A 21,733-nucleotide genomic window follows, 5' to 3' on the forward strand; every position below is an offset into this window, starting at 1 on the left:
CAAAATAGGCTACTTAATTAAGAAAGCTGGTATAACAAGTTAGTTAGCGCAACCACTGTAATTTTAGTGCTCCTATCTGACTCGGCAAAGCGTTGTTATGTGTGCCCACTTTTTCCCCTCTCTATCAAAATGAAGCAGCGTTATTTGGCTGTTGTTATTTTGTATTTTTGATCTTTTCTACAATTTTTAACGGCAATATAGCTATAAATAATATTTTATTTATGACGGTTGCTTTACTTATTTCTTTGGTAACAGGCAGGCTGAATAGAATCAATTATTTTAAGGTTAAGTTGTTTTTCGCTTTCAACTTTTTGAAAAGTATAGATAACTTTTTATTTGTTGATGATTAATTACGATGCCTATATTGAAAATCACAATTTGTGTTTGATGTGTAACAGCGTTTGCAATACGTACCTTTTGTGATAATAATAAGTTAAGAAAGTGATTTATTTGCTTCTTTGTAGGTGCTGCGGTGTTAAATGTAGGGCATGTGATAATAAACAATAATAATAAGACGCTATGAAAGAAAAAGTGCTATTTTTTATATGTGGTCTGGTGGTGGGTTATGTCGCACTATCCATATCAGGAACTCAATTTGGCCATAACCCCGCTGAAACCGCTACTCATTCTGAAATGAATAACGACAGTACTAATAGTCAGTTAGACCAGTTGTTAAATGAAAATGCAAATTTAAAAGCCCAAATTAATACGCTAAAAAGTCAGGTTCACACTTTGTTAAAAAGTGATGGTCTGGATGTTGGTACTTCTTCAAGTACTGCGACTGTGCAACATATCAATGATAAAGAAGAAGCTAGTGCGGCCAATCCATTCGACAATTCACAACAGCAAAATCAAACAAATCAAAAAGATATTTTTAATGCAATAGCGAACCATAGTGTATTACCAGTGTCTCGCAACCTCTCACATCAACTAGCGCTTGATGAGTCGGTAAGCACTCAGCTTGAGCAACTGTTGCAAGAAAAAGCGCAAAAAGATTACCTTGCATGGCAAGGAGCAAGCGAGGGTGAACAGCTACCCAAAGCGCAAGTTAATGCGCAGTTAACTGAAAATGCTCACGAATATACTGAAGCACTTCAAGAGCTACTTTCTGAAGAACAGCTAAATAAATATATCGAGTTTGAGCACCAACAAGCAAAGATTGCTATGGAGCAAAGGCAACGTACGCTCCAGCAAACTTTGGGCAGTGTAGAGCTTGATGACTTTCAGAAACAAGAGGTTATTAGGTTGTCAAAAGAGCTTTATTCATTAGGTGAAATTGGAGTTGGTAACGTTGGTAGTCCATATGGTACGAACTACATTTCAATTAACTATGAAAAACTAAACGAATTAAAAGATCTGTTTACCGAAGAGCAACGTGCAAAACTGGGTATGTAATGCAATATGCTTGATAAATTATATGTTCGATTAGGTTAAAACTATTTTAAGTGTATACCTCTCTACCCTATTTTAGGCTGGTTGATTTTATCTTTTTAAATTTGATCAACTTAAAACATTAAGTCAGAAATTATATCTGATTATATAAAATAAAAACAATTAAGGAAAAATATGAAATCAATATACACAATCGCAGCCGCTGCGATGACTATAATCGCAGGTTCTGCTGAAGCTTACCGCGATGAGTGCCCAACAGGTGGATACTGGGAAGAGGTAGTAAGAAATGTTCGTGTATGTGACACAAGGCAAGAAACCTATACTGTGACACATAAAACATGTAACTATAATGGGGTTCTGCATCTTGGTCACTTATGGGAGCAACCTAATAGCTATTTGTCACCAACAAAATTTGTCTGGGACACACAGCATGCAATATCAACTTGTCCTGCTACTAACTATAAGACTGAGTCAGTGACCTATTGGTATAACAATTCATGGGGTGGTCAGTCTATGGGGCAGGCAAATTATACCGGTTGGTTGCACTTATTGTCAGAGAGTTCATACACAACGGAACATACACGTACGGTTGAAACAAACTGTCGTACCGAGCAGCGCACAACTCGCGTATTCCGTTGTGGCTTTGAGCCGTAGTTACATGAGCTAATTCGGTAGATAGTGGGTAGAGGCTTTAAATTAAGCCCCTGCCCACATTTGTTTGATGAACAAAAATCTCAGGTGAAATTACAAACTGTAATGAAAGCCAATGGCAATACCATCGTCTTCGGTTTGCGACATTTGCGCTTCTTGCGCTGCATTTGTACTTGAGAAGTCACTAAAATCTTTACGTGCTTCTATGTATAAAATGGTGTCCTCACTCATTAGATAGTGCATACCAAGTACTGCAAATTGACGCTTAAACACATCGTTTGGATCAGCATTAAAATTAGGTTGAATGACGTAGTCATCACCGGCATCAAACACGTTGTATGCAATAAAAGCACGGATGTCATTGTCAAAACGATAACTAATTAACGACTCCACTCCAACCGCATCTTTGATTAAACGTCCTAAATTGTCAGTATCGTGATTTTCATTCTTGTTGATATTTGCCGCACCGTACCAGCCGGGTTGAGAAAAGTTACCGTAGGTGATCCCAACGCCATAAATTAAATCTTCAACTGACTGGTTTCTGCCACCGGCATAGACAATATCAAATTCGCCTCGGTTAATACCCGCTGTGAGCATTAAATTCTCAGTTGCCGAGTAAGTGAGAGCTGCTCCATAGGTCGAGTTAAACTCTACCTTTTGTGCTGCATTATTACCCTGGTTAAACAAAGCTTCACATTCGTTAAGTGAAATATCCACGACGTCACAGGTATAAAAGTCATCAGACTTTAATTGCGCTTGAACAGCGAAACTGAACTTACCATAGCTGTTACGGTATTGTAGTACTTTATCACCACGGCCAGTACCATTTATAGCACCATCATCTTTGTTGTATGTATAAACACCAGCTGCATTGCCATCCCACACTAAGCTATAGTTTGTGCTATAGACTACGTCGTACCAAGCACCCCATTGTTTACCCAAGGTGATTTGACCATAATCTTCATGCTTAACGCCCACATAGCCTAATCTATTGTATAAGAACTCGTCTTGTATAGATTCAAAACGGTTGTTATAAACAATATCACTACTTCCTACAGGATTAACTCCCCATTCCAGAAGCGCAAAAGCTTGCCAGTTATTTTTTAACTGGCGTTTGAAATCAAAGTTAATGCGTGATGCGCCATTTACCAGTTCACTTTCGCCTTGTGTATGAATAATCCTAGCATCGATAAAGCCACCGACAGTGACGCTGTTTTGCTCATCTTTATATAGCTCGATAGCAGATACGGTTGGAATTGTAGTCAAGCTCGCGATAAGCATCGCCGCACGTGTTCTTTTCATAGATTACCTTGTTAAATTTTGTAACTGGATAGGTGCAAATAGGCTAAAACGCGTAGCTTATCAAAGGCAAAATATAGTGAAAAGTGGAAAAATATAATTAAAATAATTTGGTTTGAGGAAAAATTATTCCTTTTTGCTTTATTGTTCCCAATTATCAATTAGTTAATGCAAAATGTCTGGACTGGTCGGACATGTGGTTATTCTATACTTTTACTTTTACTTTTACTTTTACTTTAAGTTTTATCCTAGATGATGAAAGAAAGTTGTTACTCACACATTTTTGCTGTCACCTGAAACAGCAAAAGTAGATATGTTTTGCGAAATTGGAAGACCTTTGATGGGGAGTAGCGTTACTGGTGTGATATCTGAGTATTAAATTTGTTTTGGCGTTAAAGTTCTTGCTACTCTAACGTCTTACCAGAATGAAGAAGGCTTTATTTTAGTATTAATTAAACATTAAAAAGGATAGTAAATGAAAATTCAAGCGCATATAGGGACACTCGATATTTTGGGTCATTTGATACTCTGGTTTGTTCTGATCCTGATTACATTCGGCATCGGAGCATTCTTTTTCCCGTACTCATTTTCCAAATTTATCATCAACCGCTCAGAGTTAATTGATGAGCAGGGAAGGTCGAGAAAGATGATTTGCCATACTGACTTATTTGGCAATTTAGGCCACGTTATTTTATGGATAATTATTTCAATTATTACCTTTGGAATTGGCTATGTCTTTTATTTTTACAAGGTTTGGAATTATTCGTTGAATAACACTTCTGTTGAGCACTAATAAACTTGAAGCGCTATAAGAAATGAGCTCAGTGCTTTAAATCTATTTTTGATAAGCACCCACCAAAAGCTGAACTGTGCAGCGATTGGTGGTAATGCCTGTTTACCTCAATACTTGTTCAAAATGAAACTTATAATCGAGCTGTACTCGATCAATATCAATATTGCTGATGCCCTAGGATCTGCAAGGTGAACCAGTAGAGCGTGCTAAATCGATTTATAGTTTCATCTTTTGGACAAGTAAATAGTACTTACTTTTTGTATTTTTCAAACCAAGCTAAGGTGTGTTCAATCTTACTGATCATCCGAGAAGGACGACCGGCTATTCCATGCGGTGCCCCTGGAATTTTCACCATGACAGAGTCGACTTTACGTAGCTTAAGTGCTTGATAGAATTGCTCAGTTTCAGCCATTGGTGTACGTAAATCTTCTTCACCTGTCATTAGCATAGTAGGGGTGGTTACATTGCCAACGAGCGAAAGAGGTGAGCGTTGCCAATAATGGTCTACATGCTCCCAAGGCATACCCGGAAATTGCGTGGGGATCTGGCCCAGGCCACTGTCAGCACTAAGCACTTTACTGAGCCAGTTGATCACAGGTTTGACTACAACTGCTGCGTTAAAGCGATTCGTCAGACCTATCGCGTACGCTGTTGCGATACCGCCAGCAGAGCCACCAGCAATAAACAGGTTGTCTTTGTCAATAAATCCTTTTGCAATCATGGCATCAACGCCAGAGTTATGATCGGCAAAATCTTCTTTTGAGCTGTATTTGTATTTTAGCAGCATAGCAAAACGCTCGCCGTAAGAGCTACTGCCTCTGTGGTTGTCGTAAAATACGACATACCCCTGTGCAGCGTAACGCTGTAATTCTGCGGAAAAATGAGGGCCATAAGCTAAATGCGGACCACCGTGGATCTCTAGCAGCAAAGGATATTGCTTTTGCGGGTCAAAATTGGGAGGCGTGATGTACCAGCCTTGAATTTGTTCTCCATCGAATGATGATCTATAAGTGATTTCATGCACTTTACCAAGGGTTGTGTGTGCCAGCAGATCCTCATTTAAATTTGTTAACCGTGTTACTTTACCCTTTCTTGTGGTGACGGCAACATCCGCAGGACGCTCACTGGAACCTTGCGTAAATGCAATATTACCACTGAAATTCGCACTAAATTCACCACTCAAATACGGGCGACCCAGCGTTGTACCAGACACTGTATCTGTGATGTCGCTAATTTTACCTTTCGTGTTGATGCTCGCGAGCTTTCGCTTGCCATGGTCATCATAACTAAAAACAAGCCTGTCTCTGCTGATCCATCTTGGAGCTTGTATTGAGCGGTCAAAGTCCTTCGCAATCATATTGGAAGTTTTATCCTGCCAATTCATGATGTTAAGCTTACTATTACGGTAAGGGTTTAACTCGTTTGATGTACTGAGATAAGCCAGCTGTTTACCATTTTTGGAAAAGCTAGGGGCATATTCACGACCAGGAGCCGAGGTAAGCTGCGTGATATTTCGCTTAAAATCAACTTCGAATAAGTCACCTTCTAGACGCTTATATTCCCAGTCAGCGATGCGTTTTGCCGAAAACACAATTGCTTTAGAGTCTGCTCGCCAAGCCAGCTTTCCACCGTGATGATAGCTTCCTGAGGTTAGTTGACGCGGTGTACCGCCTTCGCTTGGAAGTACAAAAATATGGCGATATCCAGGTTTTATTAAACCTTTACCGTCAGCTTGATAATAAGCTTTATCAATGACAATAGCTGGATCTGACCACTTTGCACCTTTTGGCTTTTCTGGCATTTTAGCAATGACAGCAGGTTTTTCTGCAACTTTTTGGCTAAAAGCTAGCCACTTTCCGTCAGGTGACCAAGTTAACCCACTTATTCCCGATTGCAGTTGCGTTAGCAGTGCTGTGCGGTTTTGTGCAACGTAATGGACATGGATTTGAGTGCTGCCAGATAGGTTGCTGACAAACGCTAATTTAGTACCGTCAGGAGACCAGCTAGGCTGGCTATAATTATGTTCATCGGAAAATAGCGGTGACTGAGCGCCTGATTTGGTGTCCACTAGCCATAAGTTTTGGCGCTTAGCGTCTTTCATCACGTCGTTGCTGTTACGCACGTATACCACTTTTGTTCCGTCAGGTGATATTTGTGGGTCGCTGGCATATTCCAGTTCAAAAATGTCTTTAGCCTGTAATCCTACTTCAGTCTGCGCGACTGTTGGTAATGCAGCGCTAGCCAGTAAAGTGCAAATAAGCGTCTGTTTTAATCCAAAAGGCATATCGCCACCTGTAATTTAGTTTTTATAAAGAATATATAGTTATGCAGCTAAAACCTTATGTCACTCAATACTCGATAGAATGAAATAAAAACTCGACGTGTTAACGGTAATAGCAATGGTAGTGACTAAATCTTGAGGAGTAATTTAAGCGAGCTGCTGCGCTATCAATTCATGTGGCTGTGAGAGACTAGGCTCTGTATAACAATTAAGCTGCTGTAAAAACGAACTTACGAGGTAAACAGACTGAAGAAGAAATAAACAAATTTATTGTTCTAAACATGACTGTCCAACCGTTCGTTTTACTATGATCTCTGTGTTAGTCTGCTATTGGCATAATGATGACGTAAAGCTGTCGCATAAATGACATCACTAACACAAGGATTTCTCCCGATAATAGTTAATATCGCTTTGTACCGGAGAAAGTAATTATGGATATGAAATTAGATAATGCAAAAATAAAACAACTGAGAGAGTCTAAAGCTTGGAGCCAAGCACATTTAGCTGCCGTGAGTGGAATTAGCTTAAGAACAATTCAGCGAATAGAAAAGACAGGCAGTGCTTCTCCTGAGTCGGTTAAATCTCTATGTGCGACCTTCGGTATCCAAATTAAAGAAATAGCCATTGCTGACAACCATCAAGTTGAGCGTCCAAGCTGTCATGTAAAAGCTGGCCATGAGAAGCAACCTAATAAGGTAACTACCAAAGTGATGAATAAAAAAGCCATGATGGCTTCATTTGTGCTCGCATTTGCGATCGCGTTTCTACTGACTGCCTAGCGTTTACCAGCCAAAGTGGCGGTAAGGGTGAGCTAACAATCTTTGCTTTATGTGGTGTAGCGCTATTGTAAGTATGTTGGTTCACACGGAGAATGAGCACAGATAGTTGTTCTGTAATTATAAGTTGCGCCACAATCATTCCTTGACGGCGGCACATAAGCTTGAATTTATCTTATCGCTGGCGCGATGATCAACGTTACATCTTAAGCTGACTTTTTCGCTAGCAATTCCTGGCGTACGAGTTCAGCCCCAGCGCTCAATGCTGCTAGCTTACCTCTTGCGACTTCCCGAGATAGCGGTGCCATGCCGCAGTTTGTACAAGGGTATAGTTTGTCAGCATCAACAAACTCAAGCGCTTTTCTCAGTGTGGCGGCAACTTCTTCTGGCGTTTCAATGGTGTTGGTTGCAACATCAATGGCACCAACCATTACTTTCTTCCCACGGATCAAGGCTAACAAATCGATGGGGACATGAGAGTTATGGCACTCCAATGAAATGATGTCGATATTAGATTTTTGTAGTTTTGGAAATGCTTCTTCGTACTGGCGCCACTCTGAGCCTAACGTCTTTTTCCAATCCGTATTGGCTTTGATCCCATAGCCATAGCAAATATGAACGGCAGTCTCACACTGCAATCCCTCTATTGCTCGCTCTAACGCTGCAATTCCCCAGTCGTTAACCTCGTCAAAAAACACATTGAATGCAGGCTCATCGAATTGAATAATATCAACCCCTGCGGCTTCAAGCTCTTTGGCTTCTTGGTTTAAAATTTTGGCAAATTCCCATGCAAGCTTTTCACGACTTTGATAATGCGCATCGTACAAAGTATCTACCATTGTCATCGGCCCAGGTAATGCCCATTTTATAGGCTTATCGGTTTGACTACGTAACAGCTTTGCGTCTTCGACAAAAACTGGCTTTTGACGGGTTACGAGTCCTACCACCGTTGGGACACTAGCATCGTAGCGGTCACGAATCTTTACGGTTTGACGATGCTCAAAATCTACACCACTTAGATGCTCTATAAAGGTGGTCACAAAATGTTGGCGGGTTTGCTCGCCATCACTCACAATATCAATGCCTGCAAGCTGCTGTTCTTGCAAAGCAATACGTAACGCATCGTGCTTGCCGTCAATCAGTTCGTCACCGGCTAATTTCCAAGGCGACCATAGTGTTTCTGGTTGAGCAAGCCAAGCAGGCTTGGGTAGGCTCCCCGCTGTGGAGGTCGGTAGTAATGTTTTCATAGTCAATTTTTCCATTTTCTCGATGAGAATACCAATTATCTTAATTAAGTAACCTAGCTCGTTGTTATAAATAGGAATTTTCAAATGTAGTTAGCGTCAAATTTATTCAGTATTAAGACAACGGGTATTACACAGCGTAATTTGCTGACCACTGCTCAAGTAAGCTTTGGTAAGGTTTGATAAAATATTCCTGCGCAAAGCGACCCTGCTCAATTGCCAGTCGGCTGCGCTCTTCACGGTCATAGACAACTTGGGTAATAGAGTGATCTTGATTTTTTAGGTTTGGTTTATAGTGTTTCCCAGCCACCGCATTGGCGTTATAAATCTCAGGTCGATAGATTTTCTGGAACGTTTCCATGGTACTGATGGTACTGATCAGCTCAAGGTTTGTGTAATCATTTAATAAATCGCCAAAGAAGTAAAAAGCAAATGGGGCAACACTATTTGGTGGCATGAAGTAGCGTACTTGTAGGCCCATCTTTTTAAAGTATTGCTCTGTTAAGGAAGATTCATTTGGGTGATATTCATAGCCAAGTACTGGATGCTGATTTTCTGTACGGTGGTATGTTTTGTTATCAGACACACTCAAGCAAATTACAGGTGGCTTATTAAAATGTGTTTTGTAGCTGTCAGAGTCGACAAAATATTTAAAGAGCTTGCCATGAAGGTCGCCAAAATTATCAGGTATGCTGAACTGAGGGCGATCTTTGTTGTGGTCAAGTAGTAATACACTGAAGTCATAATCGCGCACATAAGAAGAAAAGTTATTGCCGACAATACCTTCAACTCGTTGGTTCGTTTTGTGGTCAATAATATAAGTCTTAAGCACCTCAATCGACGGGAAGGTTTCACCACTGCCCGCAACGTCAATATCAACAGACACAATCTCTAGCTCCACAGAGTAACGGTCGCCAGTTGGATTATCCCACTGTGCAAGTGCGTTAAAGCGGCTATCAATCATTTTTAACGCGTTACGTAAATTTTGCTTACGGCTCTCACCTCTTGCTAAGTTGGCAAAATTAGTCGTGAGTCGTGTGCTGTTAGACGGGTGATAGTTCTCATCTAGGCAAATTTTTTTGATGGTAAAAGTAAACTCGTTATTCATAATCGCTATCCATTGTTTATACGGGCTTGCTCGACGAATAACCTTGACAGCACCTGGTTAAGATACAGAGCGTTGCACGAGGTACTGAGACGGTGCCGAGCGTTGAGTGATGTAAAATTTATACGTGGATCAGAGCATGAAGAAAAACGGTTTTATTTCACATAAAACATGAGTCTGATTCATAAGCATGCCCAATTGATGCAATTTTTCCCAAGCGTTACTCATAAATTTGAGCGATTTCACATAAAATCCAATGGGATGTCTGGGTGTTTAGGTGTCTAAGCGTCTGAGTTGCAATTAACTCATGTAAAACATGAGTAATCTTCAATACTTATCTTCAGTAAAATCACCAATAACAGTGCATCATATTGATATACTCGCCGCACTTAGGGAACAAACCTGAGTGTTACGGTTTAACTAAAAGAGATAAATGGAATGAGTGAGTTACTGTTATTGTTTGTATTTTGCGCTCTGTTAGGAAGTGGAGTGGGATTTTTAGCTGGATTGTTGGGGATTGGTGGCGGATTAGTCATCGTCCCAATATTAAGTGGTATTTTATTGTATTTTGAAGTGCTACCCGCAGAGCAAGTGGTTGTAGCTGCCGTTGCCACTTCGCTGGCTTCTATTCTTTTTACATCGACCTCATCTGCAATTGCGCATCATAAAAATGGTAATGTGCCATGGGGAGTTGCGCCTTGGATAATGGCTGGTGTTGCATTAGGTGCACTGATCAGCGGGTTTTTGGCCGCATTACTACCAGAAAGCGCAGTACGGGCTGTATTTGCGCTGAGCGTGGCACTTATTGCGTTCAAGATGCTGCAAAGTAGTAAAAACACAAAAGTGCCTGATAGACAGCTTCCAAACAAAGCAATCCTCACCTTACTTACAAGTATCACAGGTGGCTTATCGGCCATGATAGGAATTGGTGGGGGAGCACTGTTGGTACCATTACTCACATATTTTTCTCTTGATATGAAAAAAGCCATTGGCTGCGCCTCGGCGTGTGGCATTGTTATCGCGCTTTTTGGATCTATTGGCTACATTAGCGCGGGAAGTGCCAACTTCACTTTTGCGGATGGCTTTGCTGGGTTTGTGTATTTACCCGCATTGGCAGGCATTGTATGCACCTCTTGGTTTACTGCACCGCTTGGCGCAAAAGCGACTCATCACCTTCCTGTTACGACCATTAAAAAAGTGTTTGCAGTTTTGCTATTGGTCATGGCTTTTAATATGGCACTCAATTATTAGAGCCCGTTGATCTTTTAGGTTTGTTTTTTGCAGCAATTTAATTGGTATTTATACAAGGTGGAGCCTGCGTAGCATAGATGACTCTATGTGACTCAGGCGATAAAGGCGTTGTGCACCTATAAAATCATCAAACCCCACATCCTGTGGGGCGACACAGTAGAAGTGCCAATCAAGCACTGTTTACCGAAGGGGTGTCCCACTTCAAAATAGATCACTACATTTTACTGACGTGTTCTATTTTTTAAATGGATCAACTGCTGCTTCAAAATGCTTATTGAGTTTGCCATTGCGGCTACTATTAACAAAATTACCCGTAGGAGCTTGATGTATTAACGTAAAGGCGCTCACGGGGGTTTCAAACTTAAAGTTCGCTAAGTTAACCCAAGCAATATGTGGTGTTCGAGCATTACAAAAGTAATATATCTGGCTTCTATGCGCAGCAATGCTTGTCCATAATGTGTTGGATATATTTGGGCTAGCACTACTTATAAAGTTATAGCCATAGGGTACCGAAGCATTCGCAGCAACCGTTCTTGCTTGCGCGACGGCATCATGCTCATCTTTTGGTGTATCTAAATGGTTGAGATAAAAAGTGGCGCGCTCGAACCGGTCGGTTGAATATGGGCCGCCGGGGATGGTATGACTTGGGTAGTTGTTCTTTTCACTCCATTGCCATAGCCAATAATCATTAATTTTAAGCTGGGCTGCGTAACTAGGTTCATTGGTGGCAACGCGATATGCAGTGCTATGATAAATGTTAAATAAGCCATCATTGACTTCAATAATTGCTGAGTCACCGCTGATATCTGAAATTATCAAATGTAATGCGGCTGTTTTTCCTTCGCTATTAGGCACCTCCGCTCCTACAATTTGAATATCTTGCTTGTTAAACGTATCCACAACTTCTTTAACCAGCACAAACTTGTCCAATACGTATTGGAGCCAACGTAACACGCTTAGTTGTTTCTTTTTGCAATCAAGCTTACCGTATGAGGCTCCTGAGTCATACAACACATTTGCGACTAACCCCACCGAGTTCATGCCATCTGACGCTGCCCATCCACTGCAATCATCTCCAACCATAGCAACAACACTATCATAAGAAGATGTCCAAGTTAGTGGATTATGATGAGCTTCTATTTTTGCACTAAGTGCTGATATTGGCTCTAGGCCTGACTTTTTGAGCCCTTTTTCAAATACAAATAGACTGGTCGGCAATGTAAACATCCAATCCATGTTTCGAGCAGTAGCTAAGTTGGCACCATCCCAGTTATTAAATACTCGAGTACACATAATGACCTCACAATAATGATAAACAATTTCCGTCCTCATATTAGTACCACCTGCAGGTTTCGCATATTACACAGTGTTACAACGCATTACGGCTACCTTTGGGAGTGAAAAAAGTCGTTTGATTAATCAGGCAGTTTGCTTTTGGCTATTGCTCAACGTGGTGTGCACAGGCTACTTTAACGACTAAAATACAAAAAACACGGCACCTTTTTGTGGCTTCTACCGCATCATATAAGTTGCCACTATATTAATAACAATTAGACTTTATAACGGCTCAATTTGAAGGCGTAAATCTGACGCTAACGGCGCTAAAAATTTCTTATTTAGAACAACTAGATAGCAAATTTTTGCCTTGCCTACATGTATGTAGGTACCTTAGTGATAACAGGACGCGGTAGCGGAGTTATCGACAAGATTTTCTCGCCTCAAAATAGACCACTTAATTAAGATAATTTTTATAAAACACCGTATTCGAGATCTTGTCATGATAATCACATTAACGGCTGCAGCCTTAAGTTGTACTCTTTCTGGATGTGCTGAGTCCCCTTTGATGACCGAAGAGCTTCAGTCAATAGCCACTCAACATGCCGAGCAGGTGTTTAGTAATGCCGCTATTTATACCGTCACTAAACCTCATCCGTGGGCACAAGCGATGGCTATAAAAAATGGGAAAATCATGTACGTAGGCAGTATGGATGGCATACAACCCTATATTGGAGACAACACTCGTGTACACGACCTAAAAGGAAAAATGATCTTGCCAGGTCTGCATGATGTTCATATTCATCCTCTAGAATCAGCCTCAAACGCGACACATTTTACGGTGTCGCAATATGACACCGTTGCAGGTTATCAGGATGTGCTTGTGTGAGCCGCTACTGAGCACCCTGATGCTAAATGGCTGATAGGGTATGGACATAATATTGATACGCTACTGGAGTTGGCTATACCGCCAAAAATGTTGATAGATGAAGTAATTGCAAATCGACCTGTGGTTATCATGGAGCAGACCTCTCACTCTATGTGGGTAAACACCAAGGCACTTGAGTTTGCCAATATCCATGCGCAAAGCCGCGATCCAATTGGCGGGGTAATTGGACGCGATGAGCTAGGAGACACCGATGGTATCTTGTATGACAACGCAGGCAACATCGTGATGGATCTTGCGATGCAAGCACAGGGGGATGAAAAGCTCAAAAACTATGATGGTTTTGTCGAATATACGCAACCTACGTTACTAAAACACGGTATTACCTCTATCAGTGATGCTCGTGTGTATTGGCAGCGCGGTCAGCTTGATACGTGGCAGCAGTTACAAGCTGATGGTGCGTTACAAGTACGAGTCAGTCTAGGGCTTTGGGCTTATCCACAGGCGAATGATGAGCGTCAAATACGAGCACTTAAGTCAATGTATAACGTCACACCAGACAGCATGCTGAAAATAGATCAGATTAAATTTTATATGGATGGTATTTTGATTAATACCACCGCGGCTATGAAAGCGCCATATCATATTGATTTGTTAGCACGGAGTGAAAATCGTGGCTTGAATTATTTTACGCAAGCGCGATTAGAAAAGTATTTAAAGGCGTTAGAGCCGAGCGGCTTCGATTTTAATATTCATGCCATTGGTGATAGAGGAGTACATGAGGCACTAAACGCAATCAGTACAGCATCTAATGGTAAAGCTCGACATCGTCTTACTCATGTTGAGGTTATTGACCCCAGTGACTACAAAAAGTTTGCTGAGTTAGGTGTGATAGCTGATGCGCAAGTAGCAGGTGAATTTGCACAGCCCTCGCACTGGCAGGAAATGCAGCCTCTACTGGGGCGAAAGCGCGCTGGCAGCCTAGTCCCTATCAAGGGCTTACTCGATCATGGCGCAATGCTGACACTCAGCAGTGACTGGAATGTCAGTACATTGAACCCATTTGTTGGGATTGCGAATGCGATAAGTCGTCAACCTGAAGCTATTTCTTTAGCACAAGCTATTGCGGCATATACGATTAACGCGGCATACGCGATGCGCCAAGATGATATAGTGGGTAGCTTAGAAGCCGGAAAGCAAGCTGACTTTATTATATTGCAAAATAACTTGTTCGAGTTGACTGCAGAAGAAATCAAAGCAACGAAAGTCGAGCAAACTTGGGTCAATGGTAAGCGCCGAAACTAGCAAGATTTATGCTGTCGCATGTAATGCCATTTTAACCAAGCTAAGCCTTACTTGTGGGATAAAATACTCGTTTTCACAAGCGTTAGGGAGAAATAAGAACGTAGATGTGAATTAGCACAGTGCCAATGTCGTGTTGTTATCGTCAGGTTTGCGTTTCAAAAATAACGTATGGACTGTGTGGTAATAGTATAGAATGTCACAGTTGAGGTTAACTGGCCTTAACATTGAGCAAGTATTAAGCGAATTGGCATAAGGAAAAGAAATGGAGCAAGCAGTACGCGTTGGAGTTGGTGTAATCATCATGTATAAAGATAAAATCTTACTTGGTGAGCGCATAGGCGCACATGGTGCCAATACATGGGCGACCCCTGGTGGGCATTTGGAGTATGGGGAAACCATTGAAACATGTGCCAAAAGAGAAGTGCTTGAAGAAACAGGCTTGAACGTAGTTACCGTAGAAAAACTCGGCTTTACCAATGACTTTTTTGCGCAAGAGCAAAAGCATTATGTGACTTTGTTTGTGAAAGCGACGTGTGATGATCACCATGCACAGGTAAAAGAGCCAGATAAATGTAAGCATTGGCGGTGGTTTGCATTGGATGCGTTGCCGCAGCCTCTGTTTTTACCTTTGACCCATTTTTTAGCCCAGCACAAGCTATAAACATGAGGAGCAGGCCGGTGTTGACCAGCCTGCTCAAATGCTCATTACAGTGCGGTATTGAGGTCAAACTCCCTAGAAACACCTAGCGTCGGCAAAAATGTCTCGGATTGAGTTAATTGTGCTTCGATCCCATAGGTTTTGCGAAGCTGCGCTTTATTCAACACGTGTGCAGGTGCTCCCGATGCAACAAGTTTTCCTTTTTCTAGCAGATATACGGTATCGGCAAAACTGGCTGCAAGTGCCAGATCATGGACTACAGCTATTACACCCGCGCCTTGTTTTGCAATGCTTTGTGCTAGCTTCATGACTTGATATTGGTGGTATAAATCCAGACTGGCTGTCGGTTCATCAATCATCAAATAGCATGGTTTTTTTGCGTCTAAACTTGGCAGTAGCTGGCAAAGTACCCGAGCAAACTGTACCCGCTGCTTTTCTCCCCCTGAAAGTCGAGTAAAGCTGCGCTGTGCTAAGTGCTCAACAGATAAAATTTGCATCGCTTTTTTAGAGTAGCGGCGCAATGAATCCACAGTATGACTCTCTTGATGGACATAGTGAGCCATATCTACAATTTCTTGTACACTAAATGGAAATTCACAATCATACTGCTGTGTAAGCACTGCTCGCAGATGTGAAAGTGACAAGCTGTCTATGTCGTGCAACCTTTGCTGGTGGTAGGTGATAGTGCCTTCGCTCAAGGTTATATCGCCACATAGCGCTTTTAGCAGGGTTGACTTTCCTGCGCCATTTGGGCCGAGGACAACTGCAACTTCACCGGGGCGAATAGCAAAGTCGATACCACTGAGCAGTGATTTTTTCCCTACTTGTACACTAACTTTGTTGGCAATTAACATTTTACAGCTCCTTCAAACGATATGTTTTAACCAGCATAATGAGAAAAAATGGGCCACCCAGTGCACTGGTAATAAGGCCTATTGGTAATTCAGAGGGAAGAATGAGAGTACGCGCAAGCAAATCGGCTAAACATAATAAGATGGCACCACCAAGCATTGAAGCGGGCAATAAATATCGATGATCAGGGCCGATTAACAAGCGTACTATATGTGGCACGATAAAGCCGACAAAGCCAATTATACCAGTTAGCGCCACTGCGGCACCTGTACACAAAGCGGTAAAGGCGAACACTTTCTTTTTTAGACTAACGACATCTACTCCCAAATGCTTGGCTTGTTGCTCACCTAATAAGTACAAGTTGAGAGGCTGCGCTAAACGGCTGAAGCCAAAACAACATGCCAGCATCAAACACAGCGAAGGAATGATCATCTGAAAGCTGTTTCCAGCAAGCGACCCCATGCTCCAAAAGGTGAGATCACGTAACTGCTGATCTGAGCTAATTAAGGTTAAAATACCTATTACAGCGCCGACAATCGCATTAACGGCTATTCCCGCTAACAAGAGGCTAACAATCGTAAAGCGATTGCCTTGACTAGATAACCGGTAGATGATGCTACACACACAAAGGCAGCCTAAAAAGGCACCAATTGGCACGGCATAAATTCCGTAGTAAGCGGTAAAGTCACTAAGTAATGAGCTTCCAAGCACGATAGTACTAATTGCACCAAGTGCGGCACCACTTGAAATGCCGATTAAGCCCGGATCGGCAAGAGGGTTTCTGAAAATAGCCTGCATTGCAGCGCCACAAGCACCAAGCCCTGCTCCAACAATAACAGCAAGTACGAGCCTTGGCATACGGATCTGCCAGATCACCGCTTGTTCTAGGGTATCTTCATGACTCGAAAAAAGAATAGCGATTAGGCGCTCATAGCTGATGTCTACTCCACCTACTGTCAAGCCAATTACACTAACCAAAACACAGCCAACAGCAAGTCCTGCAATCATCCATTTTCTAGCGACATCTGCGGGGATCAAAGATTGCTCTAGTGCTAGCATTATAGTGACTCATTTACTGGTGCTGACTGAGCAGCTCGGAATCGGTAATCATTTGGCAAAGTGGTGTTAGGGTGGAGTAATGTCGCCAGCTCGACCACAGCTTGAGGTGTACGTGGACCCATACCAAGCAAGTATGTTCCGTCGATTAATAAAACTCGGTTGTTTTTTACTGCATTTGAGAATTTAAAGTGAGGCACTTGGCTTAAATCCGTCGCTTTTTGATCGCCATGACGCCCCATACTAATAATCACATCAGGGTTCATCGCGATAGCTGACTCAGTTGCTAACGGCTTCCAACCCTCAAAATGTGTGGCTGCAACATTGATCCCTCCTGCTGCGGTGATCACCTCATGTGCTGAGTTTCCTGCTCCTGCAACAATTGGCTGACCACTGCGAAGACTTAATACAAATAACACTTTTGGTTTGTGGTCGACTTGCTCAAGCACGTGTATCAGTGCTTTTCTATCAGCTTGAATATAGTCAATAAGCGCTTGGCCTTTTTGTTCAACAGCTAGCAGCTGTGCAACTTTGGCTATTTTTGCCTCCACACCTGAGAGATTGTCATTCTCACTAAAAATGTGTGTCTGTAATCCAGTATCTTGGAGTTGTTGTAACACTTTGTCTGGGCCTGTATCGGCTTCGCCAAGGAGGAGATCTGGATTAAGTGACAAAATTCCCTCGACATTAATTTTTCTTACATAACCTATTTGTGGTTTTTGGGTGGCAACAGCTGGGAATACACTTGTGCTATCTACACCTACAATGCGCTTTTGCTCGCCAAGCGCATAGATAATCTCAGTGATAGAGCCGCCAGAAACGACAATCTTTTGGTCACTTTCATCAGCAAAGACTGGCTGCTGCAATGTGGCACAGGTAAGTAATCCAAAGGTCAATAGTGCTGTAATTTTAGCTTTCATTACAAATCCAAACTTGTTATATTTATTGCGAATAGTAACAGTTATCATTTGCTTTTATCAATATGAAATTTATTCTCTGTATTGCAGTGTCCATATTTCTACATGGTTTGTGGTGGATATCGCCAGCTAGTGTGGAGCCGCAGTGGAGCGCAGGTGTCAGCGCCCATGAGGTAAGTAAAGTAACTACACCTTTGGTGCTTTCGTTTTCTTCTCCAACACCAGTAACAGCGTCTAAGGCTGTGTCTCAGGCAGTATCATCTCAGTTTAAGGGCGTTACTCATGCACTAAAAAAAAGCCAAGACAGTGAGACTGAAATAAAATCAGAAACGGCAGCGGTATCGCAAGCGCAGGAAAAACCAGTTAAAACTACAACACCAGACGACATACAAGTTGCTAATAAAACGGAACAGATTGAACCCGTGAAACCTGTGGCAGCTCCTATGGAGGAGCCTAAGCACACGACCCAACAACTTGCAACGGCTCAGCGACCGAGCGAAATCAGTAATAATGACAATACCCCAGTACGACTCAGTAAGTTGCCGCTATTTAAAGCGCCAAGACCCGCTTTGAGTTATCCGCTTAGGGCAAGGCGTCGCGGTCTTGAAGGCGTTAGTATTTTTGAGATTGAACTGAATCAAGAAGGAAGGATCACCAATTTAACGTTAATTAAAAGCAGTGGATACCAAAGTCTAGACACCGCTGCTCGGCAAAATGTTGAGCAGTGGCAGTTTCATCCAGTTATTCATAACGGTAGTGCGGTAAAGGCCTTATTCACCGTACCTATTAAATTTTCTCTATCTTAAAGTGAGTATAAAACAATGCAGTCGTGGTTTTCTCAACTTGGGCCGATGCAATGGCCGTTTCTTTGTTTATCAATTATTGCGTTTGCCATCATCATTGAGCGTTGCTGGGTGCTCAGCCAAGCATGGATAAAGGTGCGTAATATTAAGCAAAATAAACAGACTTTCAGGGATCAACAACGTGCCGCATTATGCTTGCAAGAGTATGTTTTTGAATGGCGAAAGCGCTTAGCGATGTTAAGTATTATTGGTACTTTGAGTCCGCTGATGGGACTGTTTGGTACTGTATGGGGGTTAGTATTGATGTTTAAAACAATAGCTAAAACCCAGCAAGCGGTAACACCTGCACTCTTGGCTGACGGACTGTGGGAAGCCATGTATTCGACAATGGCTGGATTGGCTATCGCAATGCCATGTTTACTCGTTTATGGGGTATTGCAAGCTGTGGTGGATCGATTTCAAAGTGAATTAACACTGTGTATGAACGCCCAACTTTTATCGACGGGTGAAGCACATGCTTGAATTACCAGCTCCGAAAGCCCAGCATCTTGGCGCCGATCTGACTGCGTTGCTAGATGTATTATTTATCGTACTTGTGTTCTTACTACTCAGTGTGGCGGTGAAATTAAATGTACTTGAGGTGAACTTACCCAGTGCCGGCGAACAAGCTGAAGTTGAATTGAAGCAAACCCCCAAGGTTGTGAGCCTATTGCTTAGCAATGATGAAGTGAGTTACGCCATTGATGAACAACCCTTTAGCGCTGAGCATACTTTAGTGCAAGCGCTCGCGCATCTAGATAATTCCGAAACTATTTTTATTGCGGTAGATAAACATGTACCGAGTGAAGCCCTGGTGTCGTTATTTGCAAAACTAAGCGAATTAAATATCCAAGTTGCAAATCTAATTGTTAAAAGCGAATAAAAATAATTACCATTTAGATTTGGGTGTGTTATATTGCGCCGCGAAAATCATACTTCACTGAGGAAAGCCTGTATTTATTCTATGGGCATTAGGGACAAACAGGGGCAGAGCTGAAGTATGAATACCAATAACGACACTTGGAGTATTCTTATGCGTTTATCTAAATTAACTCTTTTCATCGCGCTTGCAACTTCTGCCACCTGGGTGCAAGCAGCTTCTTCTGCTACTCAATCATCCGAAGTAATAAAAACCGATCTTGATGCAGTTACGGTAACTGCCACTCGTACACAAAAAACAGCTTTACAGTCTGCGCAGGCAGTGAATGTTATTTCTTCAGAGCAGATTGAGCGTAAGCTGGACAGTAATGTGTTTGATACCCTAGACACCATTGCAAACGTTTCAGCGAATGGTGGGCCAAGATCGACGGGTCATAAATTTAATATCCGTGGTTTTAGTGACGCAGAGGATGTAATGGTTACCATCGATGGTATGTTGCAGACTTTTGAAAAGTATCGCATGGGAAGCTTATTTACAGATCCTGATCTCTATCGCTCCATTAGCATTAAGCGCGGTACTAGTACAGTACTGCATGGTGGCGGAGCGCTTGGTGGTGTTGTGCAATTTGAGTTAAAAGATGCAGCTGACTTTTTGCAAGATGGCGAATCTGCGGGAGCTAAAGTAAAACTAGGCTATGACAGCAATAATGAACAAAAAAATGGTTCAGTTGTAGCTTTCGCAAGGCCCAATGACTCATTGGATATTCTTGGCGCAATAGTCAAGCGAGAGAGTGATGATTGGGAACTTTCCAATGATGAAACGCTAGAAAACTCTGCGATTGAAAATAGTTCTGTATTGCTCAAAGGGGAGTACTTTGTTAGCGATGATGCGATTATAGGCGCAAGTTATACACAAACCAAAGACGACCAAAGAACTGAGTTCAATACCACAGATCCCGGCGCATGGGGCACAGTATATCGTGAAGTTGAACAGTCAGTTGCTAACCTCAGCTATGAATATAACCCCGCTAACAATGCGTTAATTGATTTGAGTGCCAAAGTTGGCTTCACCAGCAGTGAGGTTACCGAATCTGATGGGGTAGGGATGTTAAAAGATTATATCGGTATTGAGTCAAACTACGAATACAATATCACCACCTTAGATGTAATGAATACCAGTGTCTTAGGGTCACATACTGTAACTTACGGGGTGCAGTATACCGATAAAGAACGAATTGGAGAAAAGACTGCATTACCTTGTCTAAAAATTAATTATGAGACGTATGCTTGTGAGCAATACGGCACTACTCCAACTACTGCTGAGATGACATCACAACCTGGAGGCACACAAAAGCGCTCTGGTGTGTATATTCAGGATGAATTTAATTGGCAGCAACTTACCGTGATTGCAGGGCTTCGTTATGAGCGTTACAGCACCTCGCCAACTGCTAAATTTCAACAAGCTTTTTCAACACTGGATACTAAATTGACACACAGCGACTGGGCAGGAGCGCTCAGCGTAAACTATCAATTGACGCCACAATGGGCCGTATTTGCAAACCGCCAAGAAGGTTTTCGAGCTCCTCTAATTGACGAGTTGTATGACCAATATGGAGGCAGGCAGCCAGGCTTAGAGTTGGACGTAGAATATAGTAACAACACTGAAGTGGGTGTGACTTATCAGGCAAATAACATACTTACAGACAACGACACATTAACCGCACGTTTTATTTACTTTGATATTTCGGTGGATGATGAGATCACATCAGTCACCAGTAACGTTATAAACCCTGTCCCTGCACCGCGTTATGCTAATAGGGCAAGCAACGACAGAGATGGTGTTGAGTTAGAAGTGAATTTTGCAACGCCACGTTTTTACAGCAACTTTACCTATAGTGATATTGATGGCGAAGATCAAAATAACGAACCACTTTGGTATTTACCAGCTGATAAAATCGCTCTGGATTTAGGTACATCATTGTTTGATAACTCACTACAGGTTGGCGCGCAAATAGTGCGACGTGGCTCGCGCGATGTACAAGTGATGGACAGAGCAACCCGGCAATATGCTACACAAACGCAAAAGAGTTACACCCTGACTGACTTGTATGCAAGTTGGGACATTAATAGTGCTTTTAACCTAAGAGTAGCCATTGATAATGTCTTTAACAAAGAATACAAACTTATGGCTGGTACAGGTGGTGGCATTGGTGACTATGGCTTTGGCCGTAACATTAAAACCCAGATCAGCTGGCGCTTTTAAGGAGAGAT

Annotated in this window: 19 protein-coding genes and 1 pseudogene; 12 read left to right on the forward strand and 8 right to left on the reverse strand. The window is 42.1% G+C overall.

Going from position 1 to position 21,733, the window contains the following annotated elements; genetic code table 11:
* The first annotated feature begins 519 nt into the window (after positions 1 to 519).
* Both HUZ36_RS10160 and HUZ36_RS10165 read left to right on the forward strand, forming a co-directional pair.
* The gene (locus HUZ36_RS10160) at positions 520 to 1,395 is read left to right on the forward strand and encodes a hypothetical protein (RefSeq protein ID WP_176032759.1); all 876 of its coding nucleotides are present in this window, start codon (positions 520 to 522) and stop codon (positions 1,393 to 1,395) included.
* 171 nt (positions 1,396 to 1,566) lie between these two features.
* Positions 1,567 to 2,046 (forward strand): hypothetical protein, encoded by a 480-nt coding sequence (locus tag HUZ36_RS10165; protein ID WP_176032760.1) that lies wholly within the window; start codon positions 1,567 to 1,569, stop codon positions 2,044 to 2,046.
* A gap of 90 nt (positions 2,047 to 2,136) precedes the next feature.
* On the opposite strand, the gene HUZ36_RS10170 is transcribed toward HUZ36_RS10165, so the two are convergent.
* Entirely contained in the window at positions 2,137 to 3,345 is a 1,209-nt protein-coding gene (locus HUZ36_RS10170; protein WP_147390394.1) for a porin, read from the reverse strand.
* Positions 3,346 to 3,817: 472 nt separating this feature from the next.
* Here HUZ36_RS10170 and HUZ36_RS10175 point away from each other — a divergent pair, with 472 nt between their 5' ends.
* Entirely contained in the window at positions 3,818 to 4,135 is a 318-nt protein-coding gene (locus HUZ36_RS10175) for a DUF6693 family protein (RefSeq protein ID WP_128730193.1), read from the forward strand.
* A gap of 250 nt (positions 4,136 to 4,385) precedes the next feature.
* Here the strand turns inward: HUZ36_RS10175 and HUZ36_RS10180 are convergent, their stop codons facing one another.
* Positions 4,386 to 6,419, reverse strand: a complete 2,034-nt coding sequence (locus HUZ36_RS10180) for a S9 family peptidase (RefSeq protein ID WP_176032761.1) — start codon at positions 6,417 to 6,419, stop codon at positions 4,386 to 4,388.
* 428 nt (positions 6,420 to 6,847) lie between these two features.
* Here HUZ36_RS10180 and HUZ36_RS10185 point away from each other — a divergent pair, with 428 nt between their 5' ends.
* Entirely contained in the window at positions 6,848 to 7,195 is a 348-nt protein-coding gene (locus HUZ36_RS10185) for a helix-turn-helix transcriptional regulator (protein WP_147390397.1), read from the forward strand.
* Between the two features lie 203 nt (positions 7,196 to 7,398).
* On the opposite strand, the gene HUZ36_RS10190 is transcribed toward HUZ36_RS10185, so the two are convergent.
* Both HUZ36_RS10190 and HUZ36_RS10195 read right to left on the reverse strand, forming a co-directional pair.
* Positions 7,399 to 8,439 (reverse strand): methionine synthase, encoded by a 1,041-nt coding sequence (locus tag HUZ36_RS10190; protein ID WP_176032762.1) that lies wholly within the window; start codon positions 8,437 to 8,439, stop codon positions 7,399 to 7,401.
* A 127-nt stretch (positions 8,440 to 8,566) separates the two neighbouring features.
* Complete coding sequence (locus HUZ36_RS10195) at positions 8,567 to 9,544, reverse strand: DUF1852 domain-containing protein (RefSeq protein ID WP_128730666.1); 978 nt, start codon at positions 9,542 to 9,544, stop codon at positions 8,567 to 8,569.
* Positions 9,545 to 9,979: 435 nt separating this feature from the next.
* On the opposite strand from HUZ36_RS10195, the gene HUZ36_RS10200 reads away from it, so the two are divergent.
* The gene (locus tag HUZ36_RS10200; RefSeq protein ID WP_147390399.1) at positions 9,980 to 10,792 is read left to right on the forward strand and encodes a sulfite exporter TauE/SafE family protein; all 813 of its coding nucleotides are present in this window, start codon (positions 9,980 to 9,982) and stop codon (positions 10,790 to 10,792) included.
* 234 nt (positions 10,793 to 11,026) lie between these two features.
* Here the strand turns inward: HUZ36_RS10200 and HUZ36_RS10205 are convergent, their stop codons facing one another.
* Complete coding sequence (locus HUZ36_RS10205; protein ID WP_252095706.1) at positions 11,027 to 12,124, reverse strand: linear amide C-N hydrolase; 1,098 nt, start codon at positions 12,122 to 12,124, stop codon at positions 11,027 to 11,029.
* 445 nt (positions 12,125 to 12,569) lie between these two features.
* Here HUZ36_RS10205 and HUZ36_RS21735 point away from each other — a divergent pair, with 445 nt between their 5' ends.
* The 3 genes and pseudogenes from HUZ36_RS21735 (at position 12,570) to HUZ36_RS10215 (ending at position 14,919) form a co-directional block, all read left to right on the forward strand.
* Positions 12,570 to 12,956 carry a hypothetical protein gene (locus HUZ36_RS21735; protein ID WP_254879534.1) on the forward strand — a complete coding sequence of 129 codons (387 nt, stop codon included), beginning with the start codon at positions 12,570 to 12,572 and terminating at the stop codon, positions 12,954 to 12,956.
* A gap of 21 nt (positions 12,957 to 12,977) precedes the next feature.
* Positions 12,978 to 14,258, forward strand: a pseudogene (locus HUZ36_RS10210) (amidohydrolase); the annotation flags it as partial.
* 262 nt (positions 14,259 to 14,520) lie between these two features.
* Positions 14,521 to 14,919 (forward strand): nucleotide triphosphate diphosphatase NUDT15, encoded by a 399-nt coding sequence (locus HUZ36_RS10215; RefSeq protein ID WP_147390401.1) that lies wholly within the window; start codon positions 14,521 to 14,523, stop codon positions 14,917 to 14,919.
* 44 nt (positions 14,920 to 14,963) lie between these two features.
* On the opposite strand, the gene HUZ36_RS10220 is transcribed toward HUZ36_RS10215, so the two are convergent.
* Genes HUZ36_RS10220 through HUZ36_RS10230 form a run of 3 tightly spaced genes read right to left on the reverse strand, consistent with a single transcriptional unit; the run spans position 14,964 to position 17,744 of the window.
* A complete protein-coding gene (locus HUZ36_RS10220; RefSeq protein ID WP_176032763.1) occupies positions 14,964 to 15,770 on the reverse strand; it encodes a heme ABC transporter ATP-binding protein in 807 nt (268 codons plus the stop codon).
* A 1-nt stretch (position 15,771) separates the two neighbouring features.
* Entirely contained in the window at positions 15,772 to 16,827 is a 1,056-nt protein-coding gene (locus HUZ36_RS10225; protein ID WP_125252647.1) for a FecCD family ABC transporter permease, read from the reverse strand.
* The gene (locus tag HUZ36_RS10230; protein WP_176032764.1) at positions 16,827 to 17,744 is read right to left on the reverse strand and encodes a heme/hemin ABC transporter substrate-binding protein; all 918 of its coding nucleotides are present in this window, start codon (positions 17,742 to 17,744) and stop codon (positions 16,827 to 16,829) included. The genes HUZ36_RS10225 and HUZ36_RS10230 overlap by 1 nt, the downstream gene beginning before the upstream one ends.
* A 62-nt stretch (positions 17,745 to 17,806) precedes the next feature.
* Here HUZ36_RS10230 and HUZ36_RS10235 point away from each other — a divergent pair, with 62 nt between their 5' ends.
* The 4 genes from HUZ36_RS10235 to HUZ36_RS10250 all read left to right on the forward strand — a co-directional run bounded on the left by HUZ36_RS10235 (position 17,807) and on the right by HUZ36_RS10250 (position 21,725).
* Positions 17,807 to 18,547, forward strand: a complete 741-nt coding sequence (locus HUZ36_RS10235) for an energy transducer TonB (protein WP_176032765.1) — start codon at positions 17,807 to 17,809, stop codon at positions 18,545 to 18,547.
* A 15-nt stretch (positions 18,548 to 18,562) separates the two neighbouring features.
* Entirely contained in the window at positions 18,563 to 19,066 is a 504-nt protein-coding gene (locus tag HUZ36_RS10240; RefSeq protein ID WP_176032766.1) for a MotA/TolQ/ExbB proton channel family protein, read from the forward strand.
* Positions 19,059 to 19,466 (forward strand): ExbD/TolR family protein, encoded by a 408-nt coding sequence (locus tag HUZ36_RS10245; protein WP_176032767.1) that lies wholly within the window; start codon positions 19,059 to 19,061, stop codon positions 19,464 to 19,466. The genes HUZ36_RS10240 and HUZ36_RS10245 overlap by 8 nt, the downstream gene beginning before the upstream one ends.
* A 150-nt stretch (positions 19,467 to 19,616) precedes the next feature.
* The gene (locus HUZ36_RS10250) at positions 19,617 to 21,725 is read left to right on the forward strand and encodes a TonB-dependent receptor domain-containing protein (protein ID WP_176032768.1); all 2,109 of its coding nucleotides are present in this window, start codon (positions 19,617 to 19,619) and stop codon (positions 21,723 to 21,725) included.
* The last annotated feature ends 8 nt before the right edge of the window (positions 21,726 to 21,733 follow it).

The sequence above is a fragment of the Pseudoalteromonas sp. McH1-7 genome, from assembly GCF_013366255.1.
GTDB lineage: Bacteria > Pseudomonadota > Gammaproteobacteria > Enterobacterales > Alteromonadaceae > Pseudoalteromonas > Pseudoalteromonas peptidolytica.

Excerpts from the sequence above, each read along its gene's own strand:
- HUZ36_RS10160 (WP_176032759.1), top strand. The coding sequence starts at position 520 with ATGAAAGAAAAAGTGCTATTTTTTATATGTGGTCTGGTGGTGGGTTAT.
- HUZ36_RS10165 (WP_176032760.1), top strand. The coding sequence starts at position 1,567 with ATGAAATCAATATACACAATCGCAGCCGCTGCGATGACTATAATCGCA.
- HUZ36_RS10170 (WP_147390394.1), bottom strand. The coding sequence starts at position 3,345 with ATGAAAAGAACACGTGCGGCGATGCTTATCGCGAGCTTGACTACAATT.
- HUZ36_RS10175 (WP_128730193.1), top strand. The coding sequence starts at position 3,818 with ATGAAAATTCAAGCGCATATAGGGACACTCGATATTTTGGGTCATTTG.
- HUZ36_RS10180 (WP_176032761.1), bottom strand. The coding sequence starts at position 6,419 with ATGCCTTTTGGATTAAAACAGACGCTTATTTGCACTTTACTGGCTAGC.
- HUZ36_RS10185 (WP_147390397.1), top strand. The coding sequence starts at position 6,848 with ATGGATATGAAATTAGATAATGCAAAAATAAAACAACTGAGAGAGTCT.
- HUZ36_RS10190 (WP_176032762.1), bottom strand. The coding sequence starts at position 8,439 with ATGAAAACATTACTACCGACCTCCACAGCGGGGAGCCTACCCAAGCCT.
- HUZ36_RS10195 (WP_128730666.1), bottom strand. The coding sequence starts at position 9,544 with ATGAATAACGAGTTTACTTTTACCATCAAAAAAATTTGCCTAGATGAG.
- HUZ36_RS10200 (WP_147390399.1), top strand. The coding sequence starts at position 9,980 with ATGAGTGAGTTACTGTTATTGTTTGTATTTTGCGCTCTGTTAGGAAGT.
- HUZ36_RS10205 (WP_252095706.1), bottom strand. The coding sequence starts at position 12,124 with ATGAGGACGGAAATTGTTTATCATTATTGTGAGGTCATTATGTGTACT.
- HUZ36_RS21735 (WP_254879534.1), top strand. The coding sequence starts at position 12,570 with ATGATAATCACATTAACGGCTGCAGCCTTAAGTTGTACTCTTTCTGGA.
- HUZ36_RS10215 (WP_147390401.1), top strand. The coding sequence starts at position 14,521 with ATGGAGCAAGCAGTACGCGTTGGAGTTGGTGTAATCATCATGTATAAA.
- HUZ36_RS10220 (WP_176032763.1), bottom strand. The coding sequence starts at position 15,770 with ATGTTAATTGCCAACAAAGTTAGTGTACAAGTAGGGAAAAAATCACTG.
- HUZ36_RS10225 (WP_125252647.1), bottom strand. The coding sequence starts at position 16,827 with ATGCTAGCACTAGAGCAATCTTTGATCCCCGCAGATGTCGCTAGAAAA.
- HUZ36_RS10230 (WP_176032764.1), bottom strand. The coding sequence starts at position 17,744 with ATGAAAGCTAAAATTACAGCACTATTGACCTTTGGATTACTTACCTGT.
- HUZ36_RS10235 (WP_176032765.1), top strand. The coding sequence starts at position 17,807 with ATGAAATTTATTCTCTGTATTGCAGTGTCCATATTTCTACATGGTTTG.
- HUZ36_RS10240 (WP_176032766.1), top strand. The coding sequence starts at position 18,563 with ATGCAGTCGTGGTTTTCTCAACTTGGGCCGATGCAATGGCCGTTTCTT.
- HUZ36_RS10245 (WP_176032767.1), top strand. The coding sequence starts at position 19,059 with ATGCTTGAATTACCAGCTCCGAAAGCCCAGCATCTTGGCGCCGATCTG.
- HUZ36_RS10250 (WP_176032768.1), top strand. The coding sequence starts at position 19,617 with ATGCGTTTATCTAAATTAACTCTTTTCATCGCGCTTGCAACTTCTGCC.